The following is an 18297-nucleotide window of genomic DNA, read 5'->3' as shown; positions in this document are numbered from 1 at the left end:
TCAGAAACGGGGAATGTCGGCGAACGGCAGCAGGCCGCGCTTCACGTGCATGCGCCCGTACTCCGCGCAGCGCACCAGCGTCGGGATCACCTTGCCGGGGTTCAGCAGCCCGGACGGGTCGAAGGCGTGCTTGACGGCCAGCATCTGCTCGCGCTCGGCGTCGGAGAACTGCACGCACATCGACGACAGCTTCTCGACGCCCACGCCATGCTCGCCGGTCACCGAGCCGCCCATCGCGACGCTGGTCTCGAGGATGTCGGCACCGAACAGCTCGCAGCGGTGCAGCTGGTCGGGGTCGTTCGCGTCGAACAGGATCAGCGGGTGCAGGTTGCCGTCGCCGGCATGGAACACGTTGGCGCAGCGCAGCCCGTATTTCTTCTCCATCTCGCCGATCGCCAGCAGGATGTCGGCCAGCCGCTTGCGCGGGATCGTCGAATCCATGCACATGTAGTCGGGGCTGATGCGCCCGCTCGCCGGGAAGGCGTTCTTGCGCCCGCTCCAGAAGCGCAGGCGCTGCGCCTCGTCCTTGCTGACCTCCATGCGCGACGCGCCGCTGCCGGCCAGCACGTCGAGCATGCGGCCGATCTCCTCGGCCACTTCTTCCGGCGTGCCGTCGCTCTCGCACAGCAGGATGGCCTGCGCGTTCAGGTCGTAGCCGGCGTGCACGAAATCCTCGACGGCGGCCGTCATCGGCTTGTCCATCATCTCGAGCCCGGCCGGGATGATGCCGGCGGCGATCACGTTGGCGACCGCGTCGCCGGCCTGCCGGATGTCGTCGAAGCTCGCCATGATGCAGCGCGCGAGCAGCGGCTTGGGCACCAGCTTCACGGTGACCTCGGTGATGACCGCCAGCATGCCCTCGCTGCCCACCAGCACCGACATCAGGTCGAGCCCGGCCGCGTCGAGCGCCTCGGAGCCGAACTCCACCGGCTCGCCCTGCCCGGTGTAGCCGCGCACGCGCAGCACGTTGTGGATCGTCAGCCCGTACTTCAGGCAGTGCACGCCGCCGGAGTTCTCGGCCACGTTGCCGCCGATCGTGCAGGCGATCTGGCTGCTCGGGTCAGGCGCGTAGTACAGCCCATACGGCGCCGCGGCCTCGCTGATCGCGAGGTTGCGCACGCCGCACTGCACGGTGGCGGTGCGGGCCAGCACGTCGACCTTCAGGATGCGGTTGAACTTGGCGAGGCTGAGCGTGACGCCGAGCGCATGCGGCAGCGCGCCGCCGCTCAGCCCGGTGCCGGCACCGCGCGCGACCACCGGCACGCCGAGCCGGTCGCAGGCGCGCAGCACCGCGGCCACCTGGTCCTCGGTCTCGGGCAGCACCACCACCAGCGGCTGCTGGCGGTAGGCGGTGAGGCCGTCGCATTCGTAGGGCACGGTGTCTTCGCTGCGCGACAGCAGCGCATGCGGCGGCAGCAGCGGCGCCAGTTCGGCGACGACCTGCGTGCGGCGTTGCGCGCGCTCGTCCGCGCTGGGCGCATCGGCACCGGTCGCGTGGACCGGAAGAAGGGCATTCACGGAGTCAGGTCTCCCACATCGGCCTGTTCGACGAGCCCACGACTGTAGCGCCTGCTCAGGGCGCTTCGGCCGCGTACAGCACATGCGCACGCAGCGGGTGGTCCGCGGCGATGCGCGGGTGATCGAACTGCGCGCGCTGCGTCAGGCCGATGCGTTCCATGACCCGGCGCGACGGCTGGTTGCCCAGCGCCGTGAACGAGACCACCTGCGGCAGGCGCATCACCTGCCAGGCATGATCGAGCACGAGACGGGCCGCCTCGCTGGCAAAGCCTTGCCCCCAGGCCGCGCGCACCAGCCGCCAGCCGATCTCCCGGGGATCCGGCGCGATGCCTGGCACCGGAAGCTCGAACGGCACCGCAGAGAGCCCGACGAAGCCGGCAAACGGCCGCCCCGGCACTTCCAGCGCCCACAGCCCATGCCCGAACTGCTCGACGTGCAGTCGCGCACGTGCGGCGAAGGCATCGCTCTGCGCGCGCGTCAGCGGCGCGAGGAAATGCTGCATCACCTGCGGGTCGGCGTTCATCGCGGCGCAGGGTTCGAGGTCGTCGTCGCGCCAAGGCCGCAGCGTGACACGCCCCGCGCGCAGCGTGACCGGCGCATGCAGGCTCATGCAGCGGTCGTGAACACCGTCAGCACACCGGTGTAGCCGTAGAGGTGGTGGCGCGCGATCTCGCCGGCGGCGAAGAAGCCGACCAGCGGCACGTCGCCGAGCGCGCGCCGCACGATCGCGAGTTCTGCCGACGGCGCACCGAAATGCGGGCCGCCGCGGCCGGCGCAGCTCACGTAGACCGCGCCGGCCATGCGGCGCGCGGCATGCGGGGCCGAGCTGCCGTCGGGCCCCTGCTGCAGCGCGAGCGCGGTCTCGCGCGGCATCGTCTCGGGCTCCAGCTCTTCGCGGATCTCGCTGCAGATGCGCACCAGGTCGCGCCGCGCCGCCTCGGTGCTGCGCGCGCAGAACGCCAGGTGCATGCCGGCTTCGACCTGGTCGCTGACCGCGACGCCACGCTGCTGCGGGTCGATGCCGACCAGGTGGCGCACCCGCGTGTCGGTGCCGAACTGGCCGGGCCGGGCCATCAGGTCGTCGCGCGGGTCGCTCAGGCCGACCAGCGTCTGGCGCAGCCGCGGCAGCGCCTCGCGCGGCTCGTCGCCGTCGATTCCCAGGTCGCGCAGCAGGCAGTCGAGTGCCGGCTCGCCGTCGAGTTGCGCGACCACGTTGCGCTCGCCCTGCGTGATGCGGCGTGCCGGGCCGACCGGCTGGCAGCCCTGCGTCACGCGCGAGACCAGCGCCACCTCGCGGCTGAACGCGACGCCGGAGAGGCCGCCGTCGAACACGCCGTCGGCGATGTGCAGGGCCTGCGTGCGGGCCGACGCGAGCCCGCCGAACAGGTAGCCGGTGGCGGTGCGGTCGCTCATCTCGGCGATCAGCTCGGCCAGGTCGGTGGCGGCCGGGTCGGCATGCACGAGCGCGGTGCTGGCCGCGAAGCCGGCGGCGCCGACGTTCAATGGCGCGGCACCCGAGAACACGCGGAACTGGTCGCGCGGCAGGTCCGACAGCATCAACGCGAGGGCCGGCTCGTCGAAGTATTCGACGCCGTTGGCCGCGATGCCGACGCCGACCGCGCCGACCCAGGCCGTGCCCGGCCAGCGCTGGCGCAGCTCGGCCAGCAGCTCGGCCGCATGTGGCGCGTAGTGGTCGCTCAGGTAGACCCAGCCGAGCGTCGGTTCGCTGATGTGCGCGCCACCGGGGTCGGCGCGCTGCGCATCGATCTGCGCCGCCGACAACGCCAGCGCCATGCGCCAGTCGGGATGGGTCGCATGGGCGTGGGCGAACAGCTTCATCGCGGCACGCTCCTCACGGCCGCGGCGCGGCGCGCTTGCGGGCAGCGGCTGTTTTGGCCGCCGATTTGGCGGCTGACCGGGCGGCCGATTTCGCGACCGTCCTGGCGGCCACGCCGGCCGCCGCCTTCGCGGTCTTGACCGCCACCTGGCCCGGCATCGTCGCGGCGCGTTTCAGCGTCTGCCCCGCGGCATCGACCGATTGCTTGACCAGCGCGCCGGCCAGGTTGCGCGCCGCATCGGACGCGCTGTCCTTCATCGCGGTGGCGGCGAGTTCGGTGAACTGCTTGGTCAGCGCGCCCCACCATTGCATCGGGTCGACGGCGGCGGGGTTCGCTGCGGCCGTGGCGGCCTTTGCGTCACCCCGTGCGGCCGGCTTGCGCGCCGGCTCGGACTCGGCCGCAGCAGCCGGCCGCGCGGTCAGCGAATCGCGCAGGTCTTCCATCTGCACGTTCATCGTCTTCAGCGTCGACAGCGTCATGCGCTGCACCTCGAGCGCCTGGATGGTCGCGCCCAGCATGCGGGCGTTCTGCTCGAGCCAGAACTGCACGGTGCGCAGCTCCTCGATGCGCTTCTCGAGTTCCTCGGGGTTCAGCGTCGGTGCGACCCACTGGCCAATGTTCGGAAGCGCCGCGCCGGCGTTCTTCACGAGGCCCTGCAGGAAATCGAAACCGGGCACCAGCTTCGTGAAGTTCGGGGCCTCGGCCATGGTGTCTCCTTGTAAGCAGCTGTTGTCTTTTGGACAGTCGATTGTGCACGCCTTGCACGGGCCGCACACGCACGCAACCCCTAGCACCCCTATACCTGAAAACTCTTGCAGGTGAGGGACGAGCGGCGTTGACGCGACCCCCGCTTGTGCCCGACGCTGGGGGCGCGCCGCTGACTGTCGGCGCGTTTGCTTCCAACCTCACAAGGGATGAACATGACAAAGCGATCCATGCATCGAATCTCTCTGCGCAGGGTGTTGTCAGCCCTGCTGGTCCTGACGGGCGCCACCGCGCTCCCGGTCCATGCCGGCGTGCTGTCGGCAGCAGCGGCGGCCCAGAGCATCACCGCAGTACCCCAGGCCGACGTCCCCACGCCCACCGACCGGCTGATCATCAAGTACCGCAGCGGCGCCGCCGGCGCTGCTTCCACCGCCTCCACCACCGAACGCAGCGTGCTGCACCGCAGCGCCCAGGATGTCGCGCTGCGGGCCGGCGTGCAGATGCAGCTGTTGCGCATCGGCGCGTTCGACACCCACGTGATGAAGTTCGACCGCCGGCTGCCGCAGGCCGACGTCGCGCAGATCGCACGTGACATCGCGGCCTCGGACCCGAACGTCGAGTACGCCGAGCCCGACCGCATCCTGCATGCGCTGTTCACGCCGAACGACACGCAGTACGGCCAGCAGTGGCAGTACTTCGAGGCCACGGCCGGCCTGAACCTGCCGGCCGCGTGGGACAAGTCCACCGGCACCGGCGTCGTGGTGTCGGTGATCGACACCGGCTACCGGCCGCACGCCGACCTGGCGGCCAACATCCTGCCCGGCTACGACTTCATCGCCGACACGGCCACCGCGAACGACGGCGGCGGGCGCGACAACGATCCCAAGGATCCCGGCGACTGGATCACCGCCGGCGAATGCGGTGCCGGCATCGCGGCCGAATCGAGCAGCTGGCACGGCACGCACGTGGCCGGCACCATCGCGGCGGTCACCAACAACGGCAGCGGTGTGGCCGGCGTGGCGTTCAACGCCAAGGTCGTGCCGGCGCGCGTGCTCGGCAAGTGCGGTGGCTACACCTCGGACATCGCGGCGGCCATCATCTGGGCCTCGGGCGGCACGGTGAGCGGCGTGCCGGCGAATGCCAATCCGGCGCGCGTGATCAACATGTCGCTGGGCGGCAGCGGCGCCTGCGACACCACGTCGCAGAACGCCATCACCTCGGCCCGCAGCCGCGGGACGGTGGTGGTGGTGGCGGCCGGCAACAGCAACGCCAACGCGTCCGGCTTCTCGCCGGCGAGCTGCAGCGGCGTGATCACCGTGGCGGCCACGAACCGCAGCGGTGGGCGCGCGTACTACTCGAACTTCGGCGCCCTCGTCGACGTGGCGGCCCCGGGCGGCGACGTGCGCACGAGTTCGGCGAACGGCATCCTGTCGACGCTGAACAACGGTGCCACGACGCCGGGCGCGGACAGCTTCGCCTACTACCAGGGGACGTCGATGGCGACGCCGCACGTGGTGGGCGTGGTGGCGCTGATGCTGTCGAAGAATCCGTCGTTGACGCCGGACCAGGTGGAGACGCTGCTGAAGTCGTCGTCACGGGCCTTCCCTGCCACCTGCTCGCAGTGCGGCGCAGGCCTGGTGGATGCCAATGCGGCGGTGGATGCGGCGGGCGGCGGCGTCACGCCGCCGACGACGACGCCGGAGGTGGAGTCCAACAACACCCGCGCCACGGCGCAGGCGGTGACCAAGGGCACGACGATCGCCGGTACCGCCGGCAGCAGCAGCGACACCGACTACTTCAGCGTGACGGTGGCCAGCGGCACGTCGCTGACGGCGACGCTGACGCCGAACAGCAGCTCCGACTATGACCTGTACGTCTACAACAGCAGTGGCACGCAGGTGGGTTTGAGCGAGAAGGGCACGGGCCAGGTCGACGCGGTGACGGTGACCAACAGCGGTGCGTCGGCGACGTACTACGTGCGGGTGCTGTACTACAGCGGCGGCACCGGTGCGACGAACGGCAAGTACACCCTCGCCGTCAACTGATCAGCGCTTGAAAATGATGCGCTCGACACGGTAGCCGCGGGCCTTCATCAGGGCCGGGAGGCCCTGGGGCCCGATCATGTGCAGGCTGCCGACGGCGGCGAACACCCGTTCGCCGCCGTCGTGCCAGGCCGCGACCTGCTCGGCCATCGCCGGGTTGCGCTCGTCGAGCATGCGCTTCATGTCGCGCCGGTCGTCGGCGGTCTTCATGCAATCGCACCAGCTCGCGTAGCGCTCCAGCTCGTCGAGCTTGCTGCCCGACCAGACGTCGGCGATGCGCTTCAGCATGCGCCGCGTCTGGCCTTTCTCGAGCTCGGCCAGCGTGCGGTCGATCATCTCGACGCGTTCCTCCGGCGTGCCGCCGGTCAGCATCTCGAGCTGCATCTCCGGCGTCTCGAGCGAATCGACCTGCTTGCCCAACTGGTGCCCGAGCAGCGCGATGAAGGCGTCGATGCCGTAGGCAGGGTCCAGCCCGTCGGCGCGGCCGGCCGTGACGGCCAGGTTCAGCGCCAGCAGCACCGGGCTCAGCGACTGGCTGATGGCGTCGGGGATGCAGGCGGCGCGCGCCTGGCCCTGCAGCCGCTGCTCCAGCGCCTCGGGCAGCGGCTCGCCGCCGCCGGGAGCTTGCGCGGCGCCGAGCCGGCGCGCGATGTCGGCGTCGGTGATGTCGAGTTCGAGCGCGATGCGCTGGCTCTCGCGCAGCGCGGCCGCGACGGCCGGCCCCGGGATCACCCAGTCGGGCCGCGCGACGTGCATCGTGCCGTACAGCCACGAATCGTGGCCGCCCTTGCTGATGCGCCACAGGAAGCCGCGGTCGCGCGAGCCGCCGGGCTCGGACTGCGCCTTCAGCGCACGCGCCGCCTGCGCGGCCGCCTGCTGGGCGCAGGCCGCGCCCACCTCCTGCGCGGGCGCGGTGGCGGCGAACCACAGCAACGGGAGGGCGGCCAGCAGCCGGCGCGCGAGGGCGAGGAGGGAAGGCGTCATGGCTGCGACTGTAGCCAAGCTGCGCGAGAATCGCCCACACCATGCGCAGCCTGTTTCACCTCGCCTTCCATGTCACCGACCTCGATGCCGCGCGCCGCTTCTACGGCGGCGTGCTCGGCTGCCGCGAGGGCCGCAGCACCGACACCTGGGTCGATTTCGATTTCTTCGGCCACCAGCTGTCGCTGCACTTGGGCGAGCCGTTCGCGACCACGAACACCGGCCGCGTCGGCGCCCACCTGGTGCCGATGCCGCACCTGGGCGTGGTGCTGGAGCTGCCCGATTGGCAGGCGCTCGCGGCGCGGGTGCAGGCCGCCGGCACCGCGTTCGTGCTGCCGCCGGGCGTGCGCTTCGAGAACCAGCCGGGCGAGCAGTGGACGATGTTCTTCCGCGACCCGTCAGGCAACCCGATCGAGGTCAAGGGGTTTCGGTCGCTGGACGCGGTCTACGACCACTGACTTCGTTCAGGTCTCGATGGCGCCGCCTTGTCGCACCTGCTGGTCGATCGCGCCGAACAATGAATTCCCGTCAGGCCCCTTCATCTCGATGCGGATCGTGTCGCCGAACTGCATGAACTCGGTCTTCGGCTCGCCGGTCTCGATGGTCTCGATCGCGCGCTTCTCGGCGATGCAGCTGTAGCCGCGCGACCAGTCCTTGTTGCTGACCGTGCCGCTGCCGACGATGCTGCCGGCGCGCACGTTGCGCGTCTTGCAGATGTGGGCGATCAACTGGCCGAAGTGGAAGGTCATTTCCTCGCCGGCATCGCACAGCCCGACCTTCTTGCCGTTCCAGGTGCTCTGCAGCGGCAGGTGCACGCGGCCACCCTTCCACGCGCCGCCCAGCTCGTCGGGCGTCACCGCGACCGGGCTGAACGCGGTGGCCGGCTTGCTCTGGAAGAAGCCGAAGCCCTTGGCCAGCTCGGCCGGGATCAGGTGGCGCAGCGACACGTCGTTGGCCAGCATCAGCAGCCGCACGCCCTCCAGCGCCTGCTCGGGCGGGGTGCCCATCGCGACGTCGCCGGTGACGACCGCGATCTCGGCCTCGAAGTCGATGCCCATTTTCTCGCTCGGCACGACGATGTCGTCGCAGGCGCCGATGAAGTCGTCGCTGCCGCCCTGGTACATCAGCGGGTCGGTGTAGAAGCTCTCCGGCACCTCGGCGTTGCGCGCCTTGCGCACCAGCTCGACGTGGTTGATGAAGGCCGAGCCGTCGGCCCACTGGTAGGCGCGCGGCAGCGGCGCGGCGCACTGCTTCGGATCGAACGCGAAGGCATGGCGCGCCTTGCCGTGGTTCAGCGTGACGAACAGGTCTTCGAGCTGCGGCGACAGGAAGTTCCAGTCGTCCAGCACCTGCTGCAGCCGGGTGGCGATGCCGGTGGCGTAGTGGGCGGTGCTCAGGTCGCGCGAGACGACGACCAGCTGGCCGTCGCGCGAGCCGTCCTTGTAGGTGGCGAGTTTCATCGGGTGTCCGTAGGATCGGGGAAGGTATGCGGTTTGCCGTATTGTCGATGCCTGAACGATCCCCACCTGCCTCCCATCCCCCAACTTGACGTCCCGTCGCCCCGCCCCCTTGCGAATCCTGCCGCCGCTCACCGCCCTGTCCCTCGTGCTGCTGATGCATGCCGCCGCGTGGCAGGGCGTCGCAGGTGGCGCGTCGGCCGGGCGCTCCGACCTGGTGGTGTCGGCGATGCAGGTGCGCACGGTAGAGGCGGTACCGGTTGCGGCAGCGGTTGCCGCGGTCATCGCGCCGTCACCGGCCGCGCCGCGCCGCGAGGCCCCCCTCAGGACCGAACCCAGGCCCCCCTCATCTGACGCGCCGACGCTGCTGGCCGCGGCCTCTGCCGCGTCCGCACCGGCTGCGCCGAACGACGCCGAGGTCGCGCCGGTCTACCCGACCCGCCTGCCGCCATCGGCCGTGCTGCGCTTCGACCTGCGCCGCAGCGGCTTCAGCGGGCGCAGCGAGCTGCAGTGGCAGAACCTCGGCGGCCAGGGCCAGTACCAGGCACGGCTCGAAGGCAGCGTCGCCGGCTTCCGCGTCTTCACCTGGGCCAGCCAGGGGCGCGTCGACAAGGCCGGCATCGCGCCGCTGCGCTTCACCGACGAGCGCCGCGGCAAGTCGCTGCAGGCGGCCAATTTCCAGCGCGAGGCCGGCAAGATCACGTTCTCCGGCCCGGGCACCGAGTACCCACTGGTCGCCGGCGCGCAAGACCGCCTCAGCTGGATGATCCAGCTCGGTGCGGTGCTGAACGCGCGCAGCGCGCCGCCGGCGGCCGGCGAGCGGCTGTCGTTCTTCGTGGCCGGCGCCAAGGGCGAGGGCGAGGTCTGGCACTTCGTTTCGCAAGGCCTGCAGAGCGTGAACCTGCAGGACCAGGCGACGCCCGCCTGGCGCTTCACGCGCGAGCCGCGCAAGCCGCATGACACGCGCATCGAGGTCTGGCTCGACCCGGCGCGCCATTTCCTGCCGGTGCGCTACCGGCAAAGCAGCGACGGGTCGAACGACGTGCTCGACCTGATCCTGCAAGAGATGCAAATCGCCTCCTGACCCGCATGGGGGCGCGACTTGAAAACCAGCCACGCCCCACCACCTGCCCCTGAAGGAGAGCTTTCCATGCACATGCTCTACAACTCCGAGAACTTCGTCGTGGTGCAGTTCGACACCACCCAGGGCGCCAGCGCCGTGCGCGAGGAATCGCTGATGCGCGGCGGCTACGAGATCGTCGACAAGTTCGCCCGCAAGGAGATCTTCATCGAAGGGGCGCTCGCCGAAAGCTTCAAGCAGGGCGTCGAGGCCTTGATCGAAAGCTCGCCCACCGAGGAGGAGATGGACGACTACCTCGAGCGCTTCTCGCCGCTGATGCAGCACCCGCTGGTCCTCCATTAAGACCGTTCGCTGACAGTTTTGTAAAGCCGGGCACCTCCCCCGGCCGATGGGGCTTGCCCCCCGGCGCGGGCTGCGCCAAGATCGCCCGCACCGAGGAGGATCCATGGCAACCCGCCAGCTCGAGGCCCGCATGCTGCTGTCGCCCGGCCTGAAAGAGGCGCCGGTGCTCGACCGCATGTGCTCGCAGTTCGTGCTGACGCTCACCGTGCGGCACGCCGGGCGCTTCAACCTGCGCCGCGACTGGAACAGCCTGCTGTCGCTGACTGGGCGCCACCTGGTGTGGCCGGCCAGCGTGCTGGGGCGGCTGCGCGATTTCCTGAAGACCCGCTGCAAGGGCAACGAGCACTGGCGTGGCCACGAGGCGCTGGCCGACGAGGCCTTCATGGCGCGTCACGGCGCCTGGCGCGGCCCGTATGAAGAAGGCACGCTGTTCTTCTACGTCGACGAATACATCAAGGACGCGCCGAAGGACCTGCTCGCGGTGCTCGGCGCCACCGCCGACTGGCTCGACCGCAGCCTGAAGAAGGAATCGACGCTGGTCGAGAAGAACATCGACGCGCTGGCCGGCCTGCTGCAGCTGAACCCGGCCGAGCGCGCGCTGCTGCTGTACGGCACGCTCGCCCGCTACCAGCGCGACCTGCGCGGGCTGCTGGTCGAGTTCAAGGTGTCGAACGCGCAGGAGGCCTATGCCGCGATCGCCGCGGTGGCCGGCGTCAACGAGCAGGACGTCGCCGAGGCGCTGCGGGCCGGCTCGCGCCTCGAGCGCATCGGCATGGTCGAGAACCTGATCTCCGAGCACAACATCACCGACCTGGCCGACCTGATGAAGGTCAGCGAGCAGCTGCCGCCGGTGCTGATGCGCCATTACGCCGGCCCGTCCGACCTGATGGCGGTGTTCACCCGGCCGGCCACGCGCAGCGAGCTGCAGCCCGGCGATTTCCATTACGTCGGCGACGACCAGCGCGTGCTGACCGCGCTGCTGCGCAATGCGGTCGCGCGCAAGGCGGCCGGCGTCAACGTGCTGCTGTACGGCCCGCCCGGCACCGGCAAGACCGAGCTCGCGAAGGTGGCGGCGCAGGCCGCCGGCCTGGAGCTGTACGAGGTGGAGTACGCCGACCGCGACGGCAATTCGCTGTCCGGCCGCGACCGCTACCGCTCGCTGCAGATCAGCCAGGTGTTCCTGAAGGGCGGCAACCTCGTCGCGCTGCTGTTCGACGAGGTCGAGGACGTGTTCCCGCCGATCTCCACCGATGCCGCCCAGCTGATGGCGCGCATGGACACCGGCGACGGCGTCGTCTCGGGCAGCGTCAGCGGCAAGGCCTGGGTCAACCAGATCCTCGAGACCAACCCGGTGCCGGTGATCTGGGTCACCAACCGCATCGAGCAGATCGACCCGGCATTCCGCCGCCGCTTCCAGTACCACCTTGAGCTGAAATCGCCGCCGCCCGGCGCGCGCGAGGCGCTGGTGACGCGCGCGCTGGTCGACGTGGCGGTGTCCGAGGGCTTCGCCGCGCGGCTGGCCGAGCGGCGCGGGCTGACGCCGGCGCAGGTGCGCACCGCGGTGAAGTTCGCGCGGCTCGCCGCCGAAGACGACGCCGGCCCGGCGATCGAGGCGCTGATCGAGCGCCAGCTCGGGCATGCCGACAAGGCGCTCGGCAACGGCATCGCCGGCCGCGGCGCGCGCCACGTGGTCACCACCTACGACCTCGGCCTCGTCAACACCGAATCACGCTTCGAGCTGGTCCGCATCATCGAGGCGCTGCGCCGCAAGGGCCACGGCACGCTGTGCTTCCATGGGCCGCCGGGCACCGGCAAGACCGCCCTGGCCGAGCACATCGCGCAGCAGCTGCAGCGCCCGCTGCTGATCCGCCAGGCCTCCGACATCGTCAGCAAGTTCGTCGGCGAGACCGAGCAGAACATGGCGCGCATGTTCGACGAGGCCCAGTCCGAGCAGGCGGTGCTGCTGCTCGACGAGGCCGACAGCTTCCTGCGCAGCCGCCGCATGGCCGAGCGCAACTACGAGGTCAGCGAGGTCAACGAGATGCTGCAGGGCATGGAGCGCTTCGGCGGCGTCTTCATCTGCACCACCAACCTGTTCGACGACCTCGACGAGGCGGCGCTGCGCCGCTTCACCTTCAAGATCCGGTTCCTGCCGCTGACCGCCGCGCAGCGCGAGCGCATGTTCGTCGCCGAGGCGCTGGGCGGCGACGCGGCGCTGCTCGACGACGAGCAGCGCGGCCGGCTGGCCTTGCTCGACCTGCTCGCGCCCGGCGATTTCGCCGCGGTGCGGCGCCAGATCGACGTGCTGGGGGAAGCGTTCACTCCGGCCGAATTCCTGTCCCAGCTTGAATCCGAACACCGCGTGAAACCCGAGGTGCGGCATCGCCGCGGGATCGGCTTCATGCATTGACGCCGAATCGTCCGCGCGCGCCTCAAGCCCGCGTCGTCCCGGCCGATAACGACCGAACGACCTGGAGCGGCGAGTTCGATGGACGAGGCATTCATTCCTTGGAGGTTCCGGCCTGAGCTGTGGGCGGCTTCCTTCGGCATGGCCGTCTTTGCCGCGTACGTCGCGCTCGACCTGGCCCGCGGTGTGGCGTCCAGCCACCGCGCGACCTCGCTGCGCGCGCTGTCCGGCTCGGCACTGGCGCTGGCGGTCGGCACCTGGGCGCTGCATTTCATCGTGATGGCGTCGGGCCCGCTGCCGTTCCCGATGGGCTATAGCGGCTGGATCGTGTTCGGCTCGCTGGCGGTGGCCTATGCCGGTTCGCTGCTGGCCTGCACGCTCGGCAGCCGCGCCGGCCTGCATGTGCGTGACGGATTGCTCGCCGCGCTGACGATCGGCAGCGCGCTGTGCGCGACCTCCGTCGTCGCGCTGTTCGCGCTGCGCCTGCAACCGCATGTCGAATGGGACTGGCGCATCCTGGTGCCCGGCTGGCTGGCTGCCTGCGCGATCGGCGGCAGCGGGCTGGGGTTGATGGCCTGGCGCCGGCGTATCGCGCCGGTCGGCTTCCGCTGGCGCGCCATCGTCTCGGTGGTGCTGGGCACGGCGATGGCCGTCGGCAATGCCGCGGTCGTGATGGGCGCGCAGGTGCCGATGCTGGCGCTGTCGCCGACCGCCGACGAGGTGAGCCTCGCCACCGTCACCGCGCTGGCCGTGGTCGGCGTGCCGATCCTGCTGGCGGTGCTGCTGCTGACCTCGATCCTCGAGGCGCGTTTCCGCTCGATGCTGCGGCGCGCCCGCGAAGACCTGCAGGTGGCGGCCTACACCGACCGGCTGACCGGCCTGCCGAACCGCGCGATGTTCGACGAGCGGCTGCAGCGCGCGGTGCTGCGCGCCGACCGCCACGGGCACCGGCTCGCGCTGCTGTTCTGCAACCTCGACGGGCTGAAGGCCATCAATGAATCCTTCGGCCAGGCGAGCGGCGATTCGGTGCTGCGCGAGGTCGCCGAGCGCGTGACCCGGCTGGCCGGTGAGCGCGACATGGTCTCGCGCGCCGGTGGCGACGAATTCCTGGTGCTGCTCGAAGGCGCGCCCGACAAGGACGTGGCCGGGCGGCTCGCGTCGCGCGTGATGGCGGCGCTGAACGAGCCGTGCCGCTTCGACGGGCACGAGGTGCCGCTGAGCTGCTCGATCGGCATCGCGATCTACCCCGACGACGGCGCGCTGTCGAAGCTGGTGCCGCATGCGGCGGCCGCGATGAATGCCGTCAAGCGGACCGGCGGCGCGGCGCACTGCTTCTTCGAGCCGCACATGGTGGCCGGCGCGCGCGACCAGGTCGAACTGCTGCACGACCTGCGCCGCGCGATCGAGCACGGCGAGCTGGAGCTGTACTACCAGCCGAAGATCCACGCCCCCAGCGGCCAGATCACCGGGGCCGAGGCGCTGATGCGCTGGCACCACCCGCAGCGCGGCATGGTGAGCCCGGCCGTCTTCATCCCGCTGGCCGAGCGCTTCGGGCTGATCAACGCGCTCGGCAACTGGCTGATCGAGGACGCCTGCCGGCAGATCCGCCTGTGGCGCGACCAGGGCCTGCGCATGCGCGTCGCGATCAACCTGTCGGTGCACCAGCTGCGCCAGCCCGACCTGCCCAAGCGCATCGAGGCGGCGCTGCGCGCGCACCGCATCGAGCCCTCGCTGCTGACCTGCGAGATCACCGAATCGGCCGCGATGGACGACACGCGCGCCAACCTGCAGGTGCTGGAGGAGCTGTCGGCGCTCGGCGTGCATTTGTCGATCGACGACTTCGGCACCGGCTACTCGAGCCTGAGCTACCTGCGCAAGCTGCCGTCGGAGGAGCTGAAGATCGACCGCAGCTTCGTGCTCGACCTGGAGAGCAGCCCCGATGCGCGCGCGATCGTCGACGCGGTCGTCAAGCTCGCGCAGGCGCTCGGGCTGAAGGTGGTGGCCGAAGGCGTCGAGACCGAGCAGCAGCAGGACATCCTGCGTTCGCTCGGCTGCAACGAGCTGCAGGGCTTCCTGTTCGCGAAGCCGATGTCGGCCAAGGCGCTGGCGCTGTGGGCGATGAACGACGAAGGGCCGGCGCCGATCGACTTCCGGGCCTCGCTGTTCAGCGACACGATCTCGTCGGCTGCGCTCTGATCACGATCCGCTGATTCGTCGACCCTGCCGCGGGTGCGGCCCGCGGAGGTTTCCTACAATCGCCCGATGAACGCTCCTGTCTACACCCGTGGTGCGGCCCTGCCGCAGATCCTGTCGCAACGCATCGCGGTGCTCGATGGCGCGATGGGCACGATGATCCAGCGCTACAAGCTCGGCGAGGCCGACTACCGCGGCGAGCGCTTCGCCGACCACCCGAAGGACCTGAAGGGCAACAACGAGCTGCTGCAGTTCACGCGGCCCGACGTGATCCGCGAGATCCATGAGCAGTACCTGGCGGCCGGTGCCGACCTGATCGAGACCAACACCTTCGGGGCGACCAGCGTCGCGCAGGACGACTACGGCCTGGGCGCGGTGGCGCGCGAGATGAACGTGGTGGGCGCGCGGCTGGCGCGCGAGGCCTGCGACAAGTACAGCACGCCCGACAAGCCGCGCTTCGTGGCCGGCGCGCTCGGCCCGACGCCGCGCACCGCGAGCATCAGCCCCGACGTGAACGACCCGGCCGCGCGCAACGTCAGCTTCGACGAATTGCGCGAGGCCTACTACGAGCAGGCGGCGGGGCTGCTGGAAGGCGGCTGCGACCTGTTCCTGGTCGAGACGATCTTCGACACGCTGAACGCCAAAGCCGCGATCTTCGCGCTCGACGAGCTGATGGAAGACACCGGCGAGCGGCTGCCGGTGATCATCTCCGGCACGGTGACCGACGCGTCGGGGCGCATCCTGTCGGGGCAGACGGTCAGCGCGTTCTGGCACAGCGTGCGCCACGCCAGGCCGATCGCGATCGGGTTGAACTGCGCGCTCGGCGCGACGCTGATGCGGCCGTACATCGAGGAACTGGCGAAGGTGGCGGGCGACACCTTCATCAGCTGCTACCCGAATGCCGGCCTGCCCAACCCGATGAGCGACACCGGCTTCGACGAGACGCCGGAGATCACCGGCAGCCTGGTCGAGGAGTTCGCGCGCGCCGGCTTCCTGAACATCGCCGGCGGCTGCTGCGGCACGACGCCGGCGCACATCGCCGAGATCGCGAAGCGGGTGGGCGCGTACCGGCCGCGCTCGCGGCACGATCCGTTGTTCGCCGGATTGGTGCCGGCCGACGAGGCCGCCGAGGCCTGAGCACAGGTCGCCGAGTCGTCAACGCGTCGGCTGCGAAGCGGCCTGCGGGTTCTCGATGCGAGGCTGCTGGTACTTCATGGCCTGGATCTCGTTCATCGCCGATTGCGGCGACGGTTGCGACAGCACGTAGCGCGTGGTCAAGATCACCGGGTAGTTGCCGGGACGCGGTTCCTCGACGATGAAGCGGAGGTAGTAGGTCTGCTGCGCTCCCCAGGTGAGCTTCATCCGCAGCGGCCGCCCGAACAGCCCCACGACGTCCAAGGGCCATTTCTGCTCCAGCTCATGCTCGCCCGCAGGGACGTAGAAGCGCGTGTAGCCCTGCGAGCTGAGGTCGCCGACGTTCTGTCCGTCGACGTAGAAGTACGCGTCCCGCATCGAGAGCGACAGCGGCCCGCCCTGGGGCCGATAGATGTAGACGAGGGCCTGGTCGCCGTGCGGCGCGGGGGCCCGCTGGAACGCCGGGCCGGTGGCGGCACATCCTGCCAGCGCGGTGCAGCACCAGGCGATGGCCAGCCGGCGACTTTGTCGGATAGAGGTGGAGTGGTCGTGCATGGCGACGGAGTCTAGGGGGGTCCGCGCTGACAACAGGGCAACGCCTCCATCCTTGTGAGCTTTTCCGCTGCTTTTGTATGTGAATCCAAGCTGAACTAAAAGCCGGCCCACTCCGAAAATGAGAGCTCTCCCTGCAACGGCTTGGAGTCAGGCATGAAGAGGCACCATCGGATCGGAATTTGGTATGGCTCCAGTTGTCGGTAAATATGGCGATCCATGGCGAGTTTGATTTGCCCAAGTCCAACGGTCGCTCCGAGACTGACGGCTTGCTGCGGATGAATCACGCTCAAGCCGCGCATGCGAAGCTCGTCCGACGATGCGAGGAATCGATAGCGTGACCACTCCTTGCCGTTCTCCTCAATGCGGTTGATCAGCGAAGCGCCGGTGGGAAGGGTGGTCGCCCTCGCCGCGTCTACTGATGCTTTGGGATAGTCGACATCCAAGATCCAGCCATCGAGGGATTTCACACCAACGTTCTCCAGCTCGATTTCGTAGTAGAAAACTTGGTGTTCCATGGCCATGCTGAGAACTTGCCGACGCATGTGAAGTGCGATGACCGGTGCCGTTCGGCGGTTCATGACGTCACGAATCTGGAAATCCACCATCGGCTTCGTCTGAGTGCCGATCCGCTGGTAGTACTTGTGATCGAAGCTGTTCTGATGTGCCGTATCGCCAGCCGAGATGTCGACTACCAGTACCCGGCCACCGTCTACCGGCACGTCGCGTACTGAGTACGAGCCGAGCGGGGGCGCCGTATTGGCCGCGACCACCTGCATCATCCAGTCAACCGAAATTGTTGGATCAGACACCGGATCGACTCGATCGGCATACACCCGACCGTTGTCCTTGCGCTCCGCCAAACCATAAATGATGCGGCCACCGGCGCCGTTGGCCATGCCACTGATGTCTTTGACCATCTCTTGCGGGGCGCTGCCCGTTCTCGCCAGAGACGGCGCGCCTTTGAACTCCAGCGTCGCTGATTCGGGAGCACCGATAAGCTTGATGATGTCGTCGAGCGTCATGTGGAGTATCAATGCCTCACCATGTCATGCGTCCATGGGTCGTTGCCGCGGAGGGAAAGTTGATGAACGCGCACATCTTCGTTGACAACTCCAACATCTTTCAAGGGGCCCGACGTGCCGCGCAAACCAGTGAACCAACAGTTGATCGCGCGCAAGTACGCGTCTACTACAAGAATTTTTTCGAGTTGATTGAGCGTGGCTACTCGCCTGTCACACGTGTGTTGGCAGGTTCAGTCCCACCGGGAAACGACGATCTCTGGCACTACTCGCGTGAGGCAGGCTACAGCACCGACCTGCTACGCCGTGTGGATACAGTCGATGGGGGAAGCAAAGAGCAAGGCGTCGATGAGATCTTGCACCTGAAGATTGCCCACGCCCTTCTCGACCACGAGCCGCCGCAGGTGCTTGTCATTGCCACTGGTGACTCCGCAGTCTCGGAATTTGGAACAAGCTTCACAGATGGCATCGCACGAGCCCTGCGTCGCAAGTGGAATGTGCGCCTCTGGTCGTGGCGAGAGCAAATCGGAAGCGCATTCCTCCGGCAGATGGAGCACGCGGCTGGGGCGATGACGGTCAGCTATCTGAACGACTTCTATGAAGAGATCACTTTCGTGAACCACGGGCGTGTCGTCGAAAAGCTTCGGTACTAGTCTTACTGTGTCACTAAAATCGTGGCACGATACGTACCTCTTCATTCTTCAGATGAGGAACGATGGGTGCGAGCGAACGGTTTGACGAGTACATGGAGCACCTGGCGCAAGGTCTGGGGCATTCGGACCGCCATGCGGGGCTCAAGGGGTATTGCACGGGGCTGATGCTGCCGCTGTCGCGCAAGAGCGTGGAGCCGATGGCCGCGCGGGTGGATCCCGTGCATGCGAGCGCTCGGCATCAAGCGCTGCATCACTTCGTGGCCAAGGCTGAATGGTCCGATCGAGAGATGCTGCGCCGGGTCTGCCAATGGGTGGTGCCGCAGATGGACTTCAGCCAAGGCGGCTGGTGGATCATCGATGACACCGGGTTCC

17 protein-coding genes are annotated in these 18297 nt (G+C 69.0%); 9 read left to right on the top strand and 8 right to left on the bottom strand.

Features of this window, described 5'->3' with window-relative positions:
• The 4 genes from ACXJLU_RS19395 to ACXJLU_RS19380 are packed head-to-tail and all read right to left on the bottom strand — an operon-like array spanning position 1 to position 4063.
• Positions 1–1518, bottom strand: a complete 1518-nt coding sequence (locus ACXJLU_RS19395; protein WP_457333740.1) for an FAD-linked oxidase C-terminal domain-containing protein — start codon at positions 1516–1518, stop codon at positions 1–3.
• Positions 1519–1573: 55 nt separating this feature from the next.
• The gene (locus ACXJLU_RS19390) at positions 1574–2128 is read right to left on the bottom strand and encodes a GNAT family N-acetyltransferase (protein WP_457333738.1); all 555 of its coding nucleotides are present in this window, start codon (positions 2126–2128) and stop codon (positions 1574–1576) included.
• Complete coding sequence (locus ACXJLU_RS19385; protein WP_457333736.1) at positions 2125–3357, bottom strand: FIST signal transduction protein; 1233 nt, start codon at positions 3355–3357, stop codon at positions 2125–2127. The genes ACXJLU_RS19390 and ACXJLU_RS19385 overlap by 4 nt, the downstream gene beginning before the upstream one ends.
• A gap of 13 nt (positions 3358–3370) precedes the next feature.
• Positions 3371–4063: a PhaM family polyhydroxyalkanoate granule multifunctional regulatory protein gene (locus ACXJLU_RS19380; protein ID WP_457333734.1), complete on the bottom strand. Its 693-nt coding sequence runs from the start codon at positions 4061–4063 to the stop codon at positions 3371–3373.
• 228 nt (positions 4064–4291) lie between these two features.
• Here ACXJLU_RS19380 and ACXJLU_RS19375 point away from each other — a divergent pair, with 228 nt between their 5' ends.
• Positions 4292–6106 (top strand): S8 family peptidase, encoded by a 1815-nt coding sequence (locus ACXJLU_RS19375; protein WP_457333732.1) that lies wholly within the window; start codon positions 4292–4294, stop codon positions 6104–6106.
• Here ACXJLU_RS19375 and ACXJLU_RS19370 read toward each other — a convergent pair whose 3' ends face one another.
• Positions 6107–7087 (bottom strand): TraB/GumN family protein, encoded by a 981-nt coding sequence (locus ACXJLU_RS19370; protein WP_457333730.1) that lies wholly within the window; start codon positions 7085–7087, stop codon positions 6107–6109.
• Positions 7088–7128: 41 nt separating this feature from the next.
• Here ACXJLU_RS19370 and ACXJLU_RS19365 point away from each other — a divergent pair, with 41 nt between their 5' ends.
• Positions 7129–7542 (top strand): VOC family protein, encoded by a 414-nt coding sequence (locus ACXJLU_RS19365; protein WP_457333728.1) that lies wholly within the window; start codon positions 7129–7131, stop codon positions 7540–7542.
• A gap of 6 nt (positions 7543–7548) precedes the next feature.
• On the opposite strand, the gene ACXJLU_RS19360 is transcribed toward ACXJLU_RS19365, so the two are convergent.
• Entirely contained in the window at positions 7549–8544 is a 996-nt protein-coding gene (locus ACXJLU_RS19360; protein WP_457333726.1) for a fumarylacetoacetate hydrolase family protein, read from the bottom strand.
• A gap of 109 nt (positions 8545–8653) precedes the next feature.
• Here ACXJLU_RS19360 and ACXJLU_RS19355 point away from each other — a divergent pair, with 109 nt between their 5' ends.
• From ACXJLU_RS19355 to ACXJLU_RS19335, 5 genes are all read left to right on the top strand, one after another.
• On the top strand, positions 8654–9625 hold the full coding sequence (locus ACXJLU_RS19355; RefSeq protein WP_457333724.1) for a DUF3108 domain-containing protein: 972 nt from the start codon (positions 8654–8656) through the stop codon (positions 9623–9625).
• 66 nt (positions 9626–9691) lie between these two features.
• Positions 9692–9964 (top strand): BTH_I0359 family protein, encoded by a 273-nt coding sequence (locus tag ACXJLU_RS19350; protein ID WP_073465867.1) that lies wholly within the window; start codon positions 9692–9694, stop codon positions 9962–9964.
• 103 nt (positions 9965–10067) lie between these two features.
• Positions 10068–12374 (top strand): ATP-binding protein, encoded by a 2307-nt coding sequence (locus ACXJLU_RS19345; protein WP_457333721.1) that lies wholly within the window; start codon positions 10068–10070, stop codon positions 12372–12374.
• A 138-nt stretch (positions 12375–12512) separates the two neighbouring features.
• Positions 12513–14567, top strand: a complete 2055-nt coding sequence (locus ACXJLU_RS19340) for a putative bifunctional diguanylate cyclase/phosphodiesterase (RefSeq protein WP_457333720.1) — start codon at positions 12513–12515, stop codon at positions 14565–14567.
• A gap of 66 nt (positions 14568–14633) precedes the next feature.
• On the top strand, positions 14634–15701 hold the full coding sequence (locus ACXJLU_RS19335) for a homocysteine S-methyltransferase family protein (RefSeq protein WP_457333718.1): 1068 nt from the start codon (positions 14634–14636) through the stop codon (positions 15699–15701).
• Between the two features lie 18 nt (positions 15702–15719).
• Here ACXJLU_RS19335 and ACXJLU_RS19330 read toward each other — a convergent pair whose 3' ends face one another.
• Both ACXJLU_RS19330 and ACXJLU_RS19325 read right to left on the bottom strand, forming a co-directional pair.
• Positions 15720–16253: a DUF2846 domain-containing protein gene (locus ACXJLU_RS19330; protein WP_457333716.1), complete on the bottom strand. Its 534-nt coding sequence runs from the start codon at positions 16251–16253 to the stop codon at positions 15720–15722.
• A gap of 95 nt (positions 16254–16348) precedes the next feature.
• Entirely contained in the window at positions 16349–17275 is a 927-nt protein-coding gene (locus ACXJLU_RS19325; protein ID WP_457333714.1) for an AlbA family DNA-binding domain-containing protein, read from the bottom strand.
• Between the two features lie 62 nt (positions 17276–17337).
• Here ACXJLU_RS19325 and ACXJLU_RS19320 point away from each other — a divergent pair, with 62 nt between their 5' ends.
• Positions 17338–17925 (top strand): NYN domain-containing protein, encoded by a 588-nt coding sequence (locus ACXJLU_RS19320; RefSeq protein ID WP_457333712.1) that lies wholly within the window; start codon positions 17338–17340, stop codon positions 17923–17925.
• Between the two features lie 62 nt (positions 17926–17987).
• Positions 17988–18297 (top strand): transposase (locus tag ACXJLU_RS19315; RefSeq protein WP_457333710.1); only part of this gene is annotated, 310 nt, incomplete at its 3' end.

The sequence above is a fragment of the Rhizobacter sp. P5_C2 genome (assembly GCF_054049715.1).
Note: the sequence above shows the minus strand (reverse complement) of the source record. Positions and strands in the feature narration are given on the sequence as shown.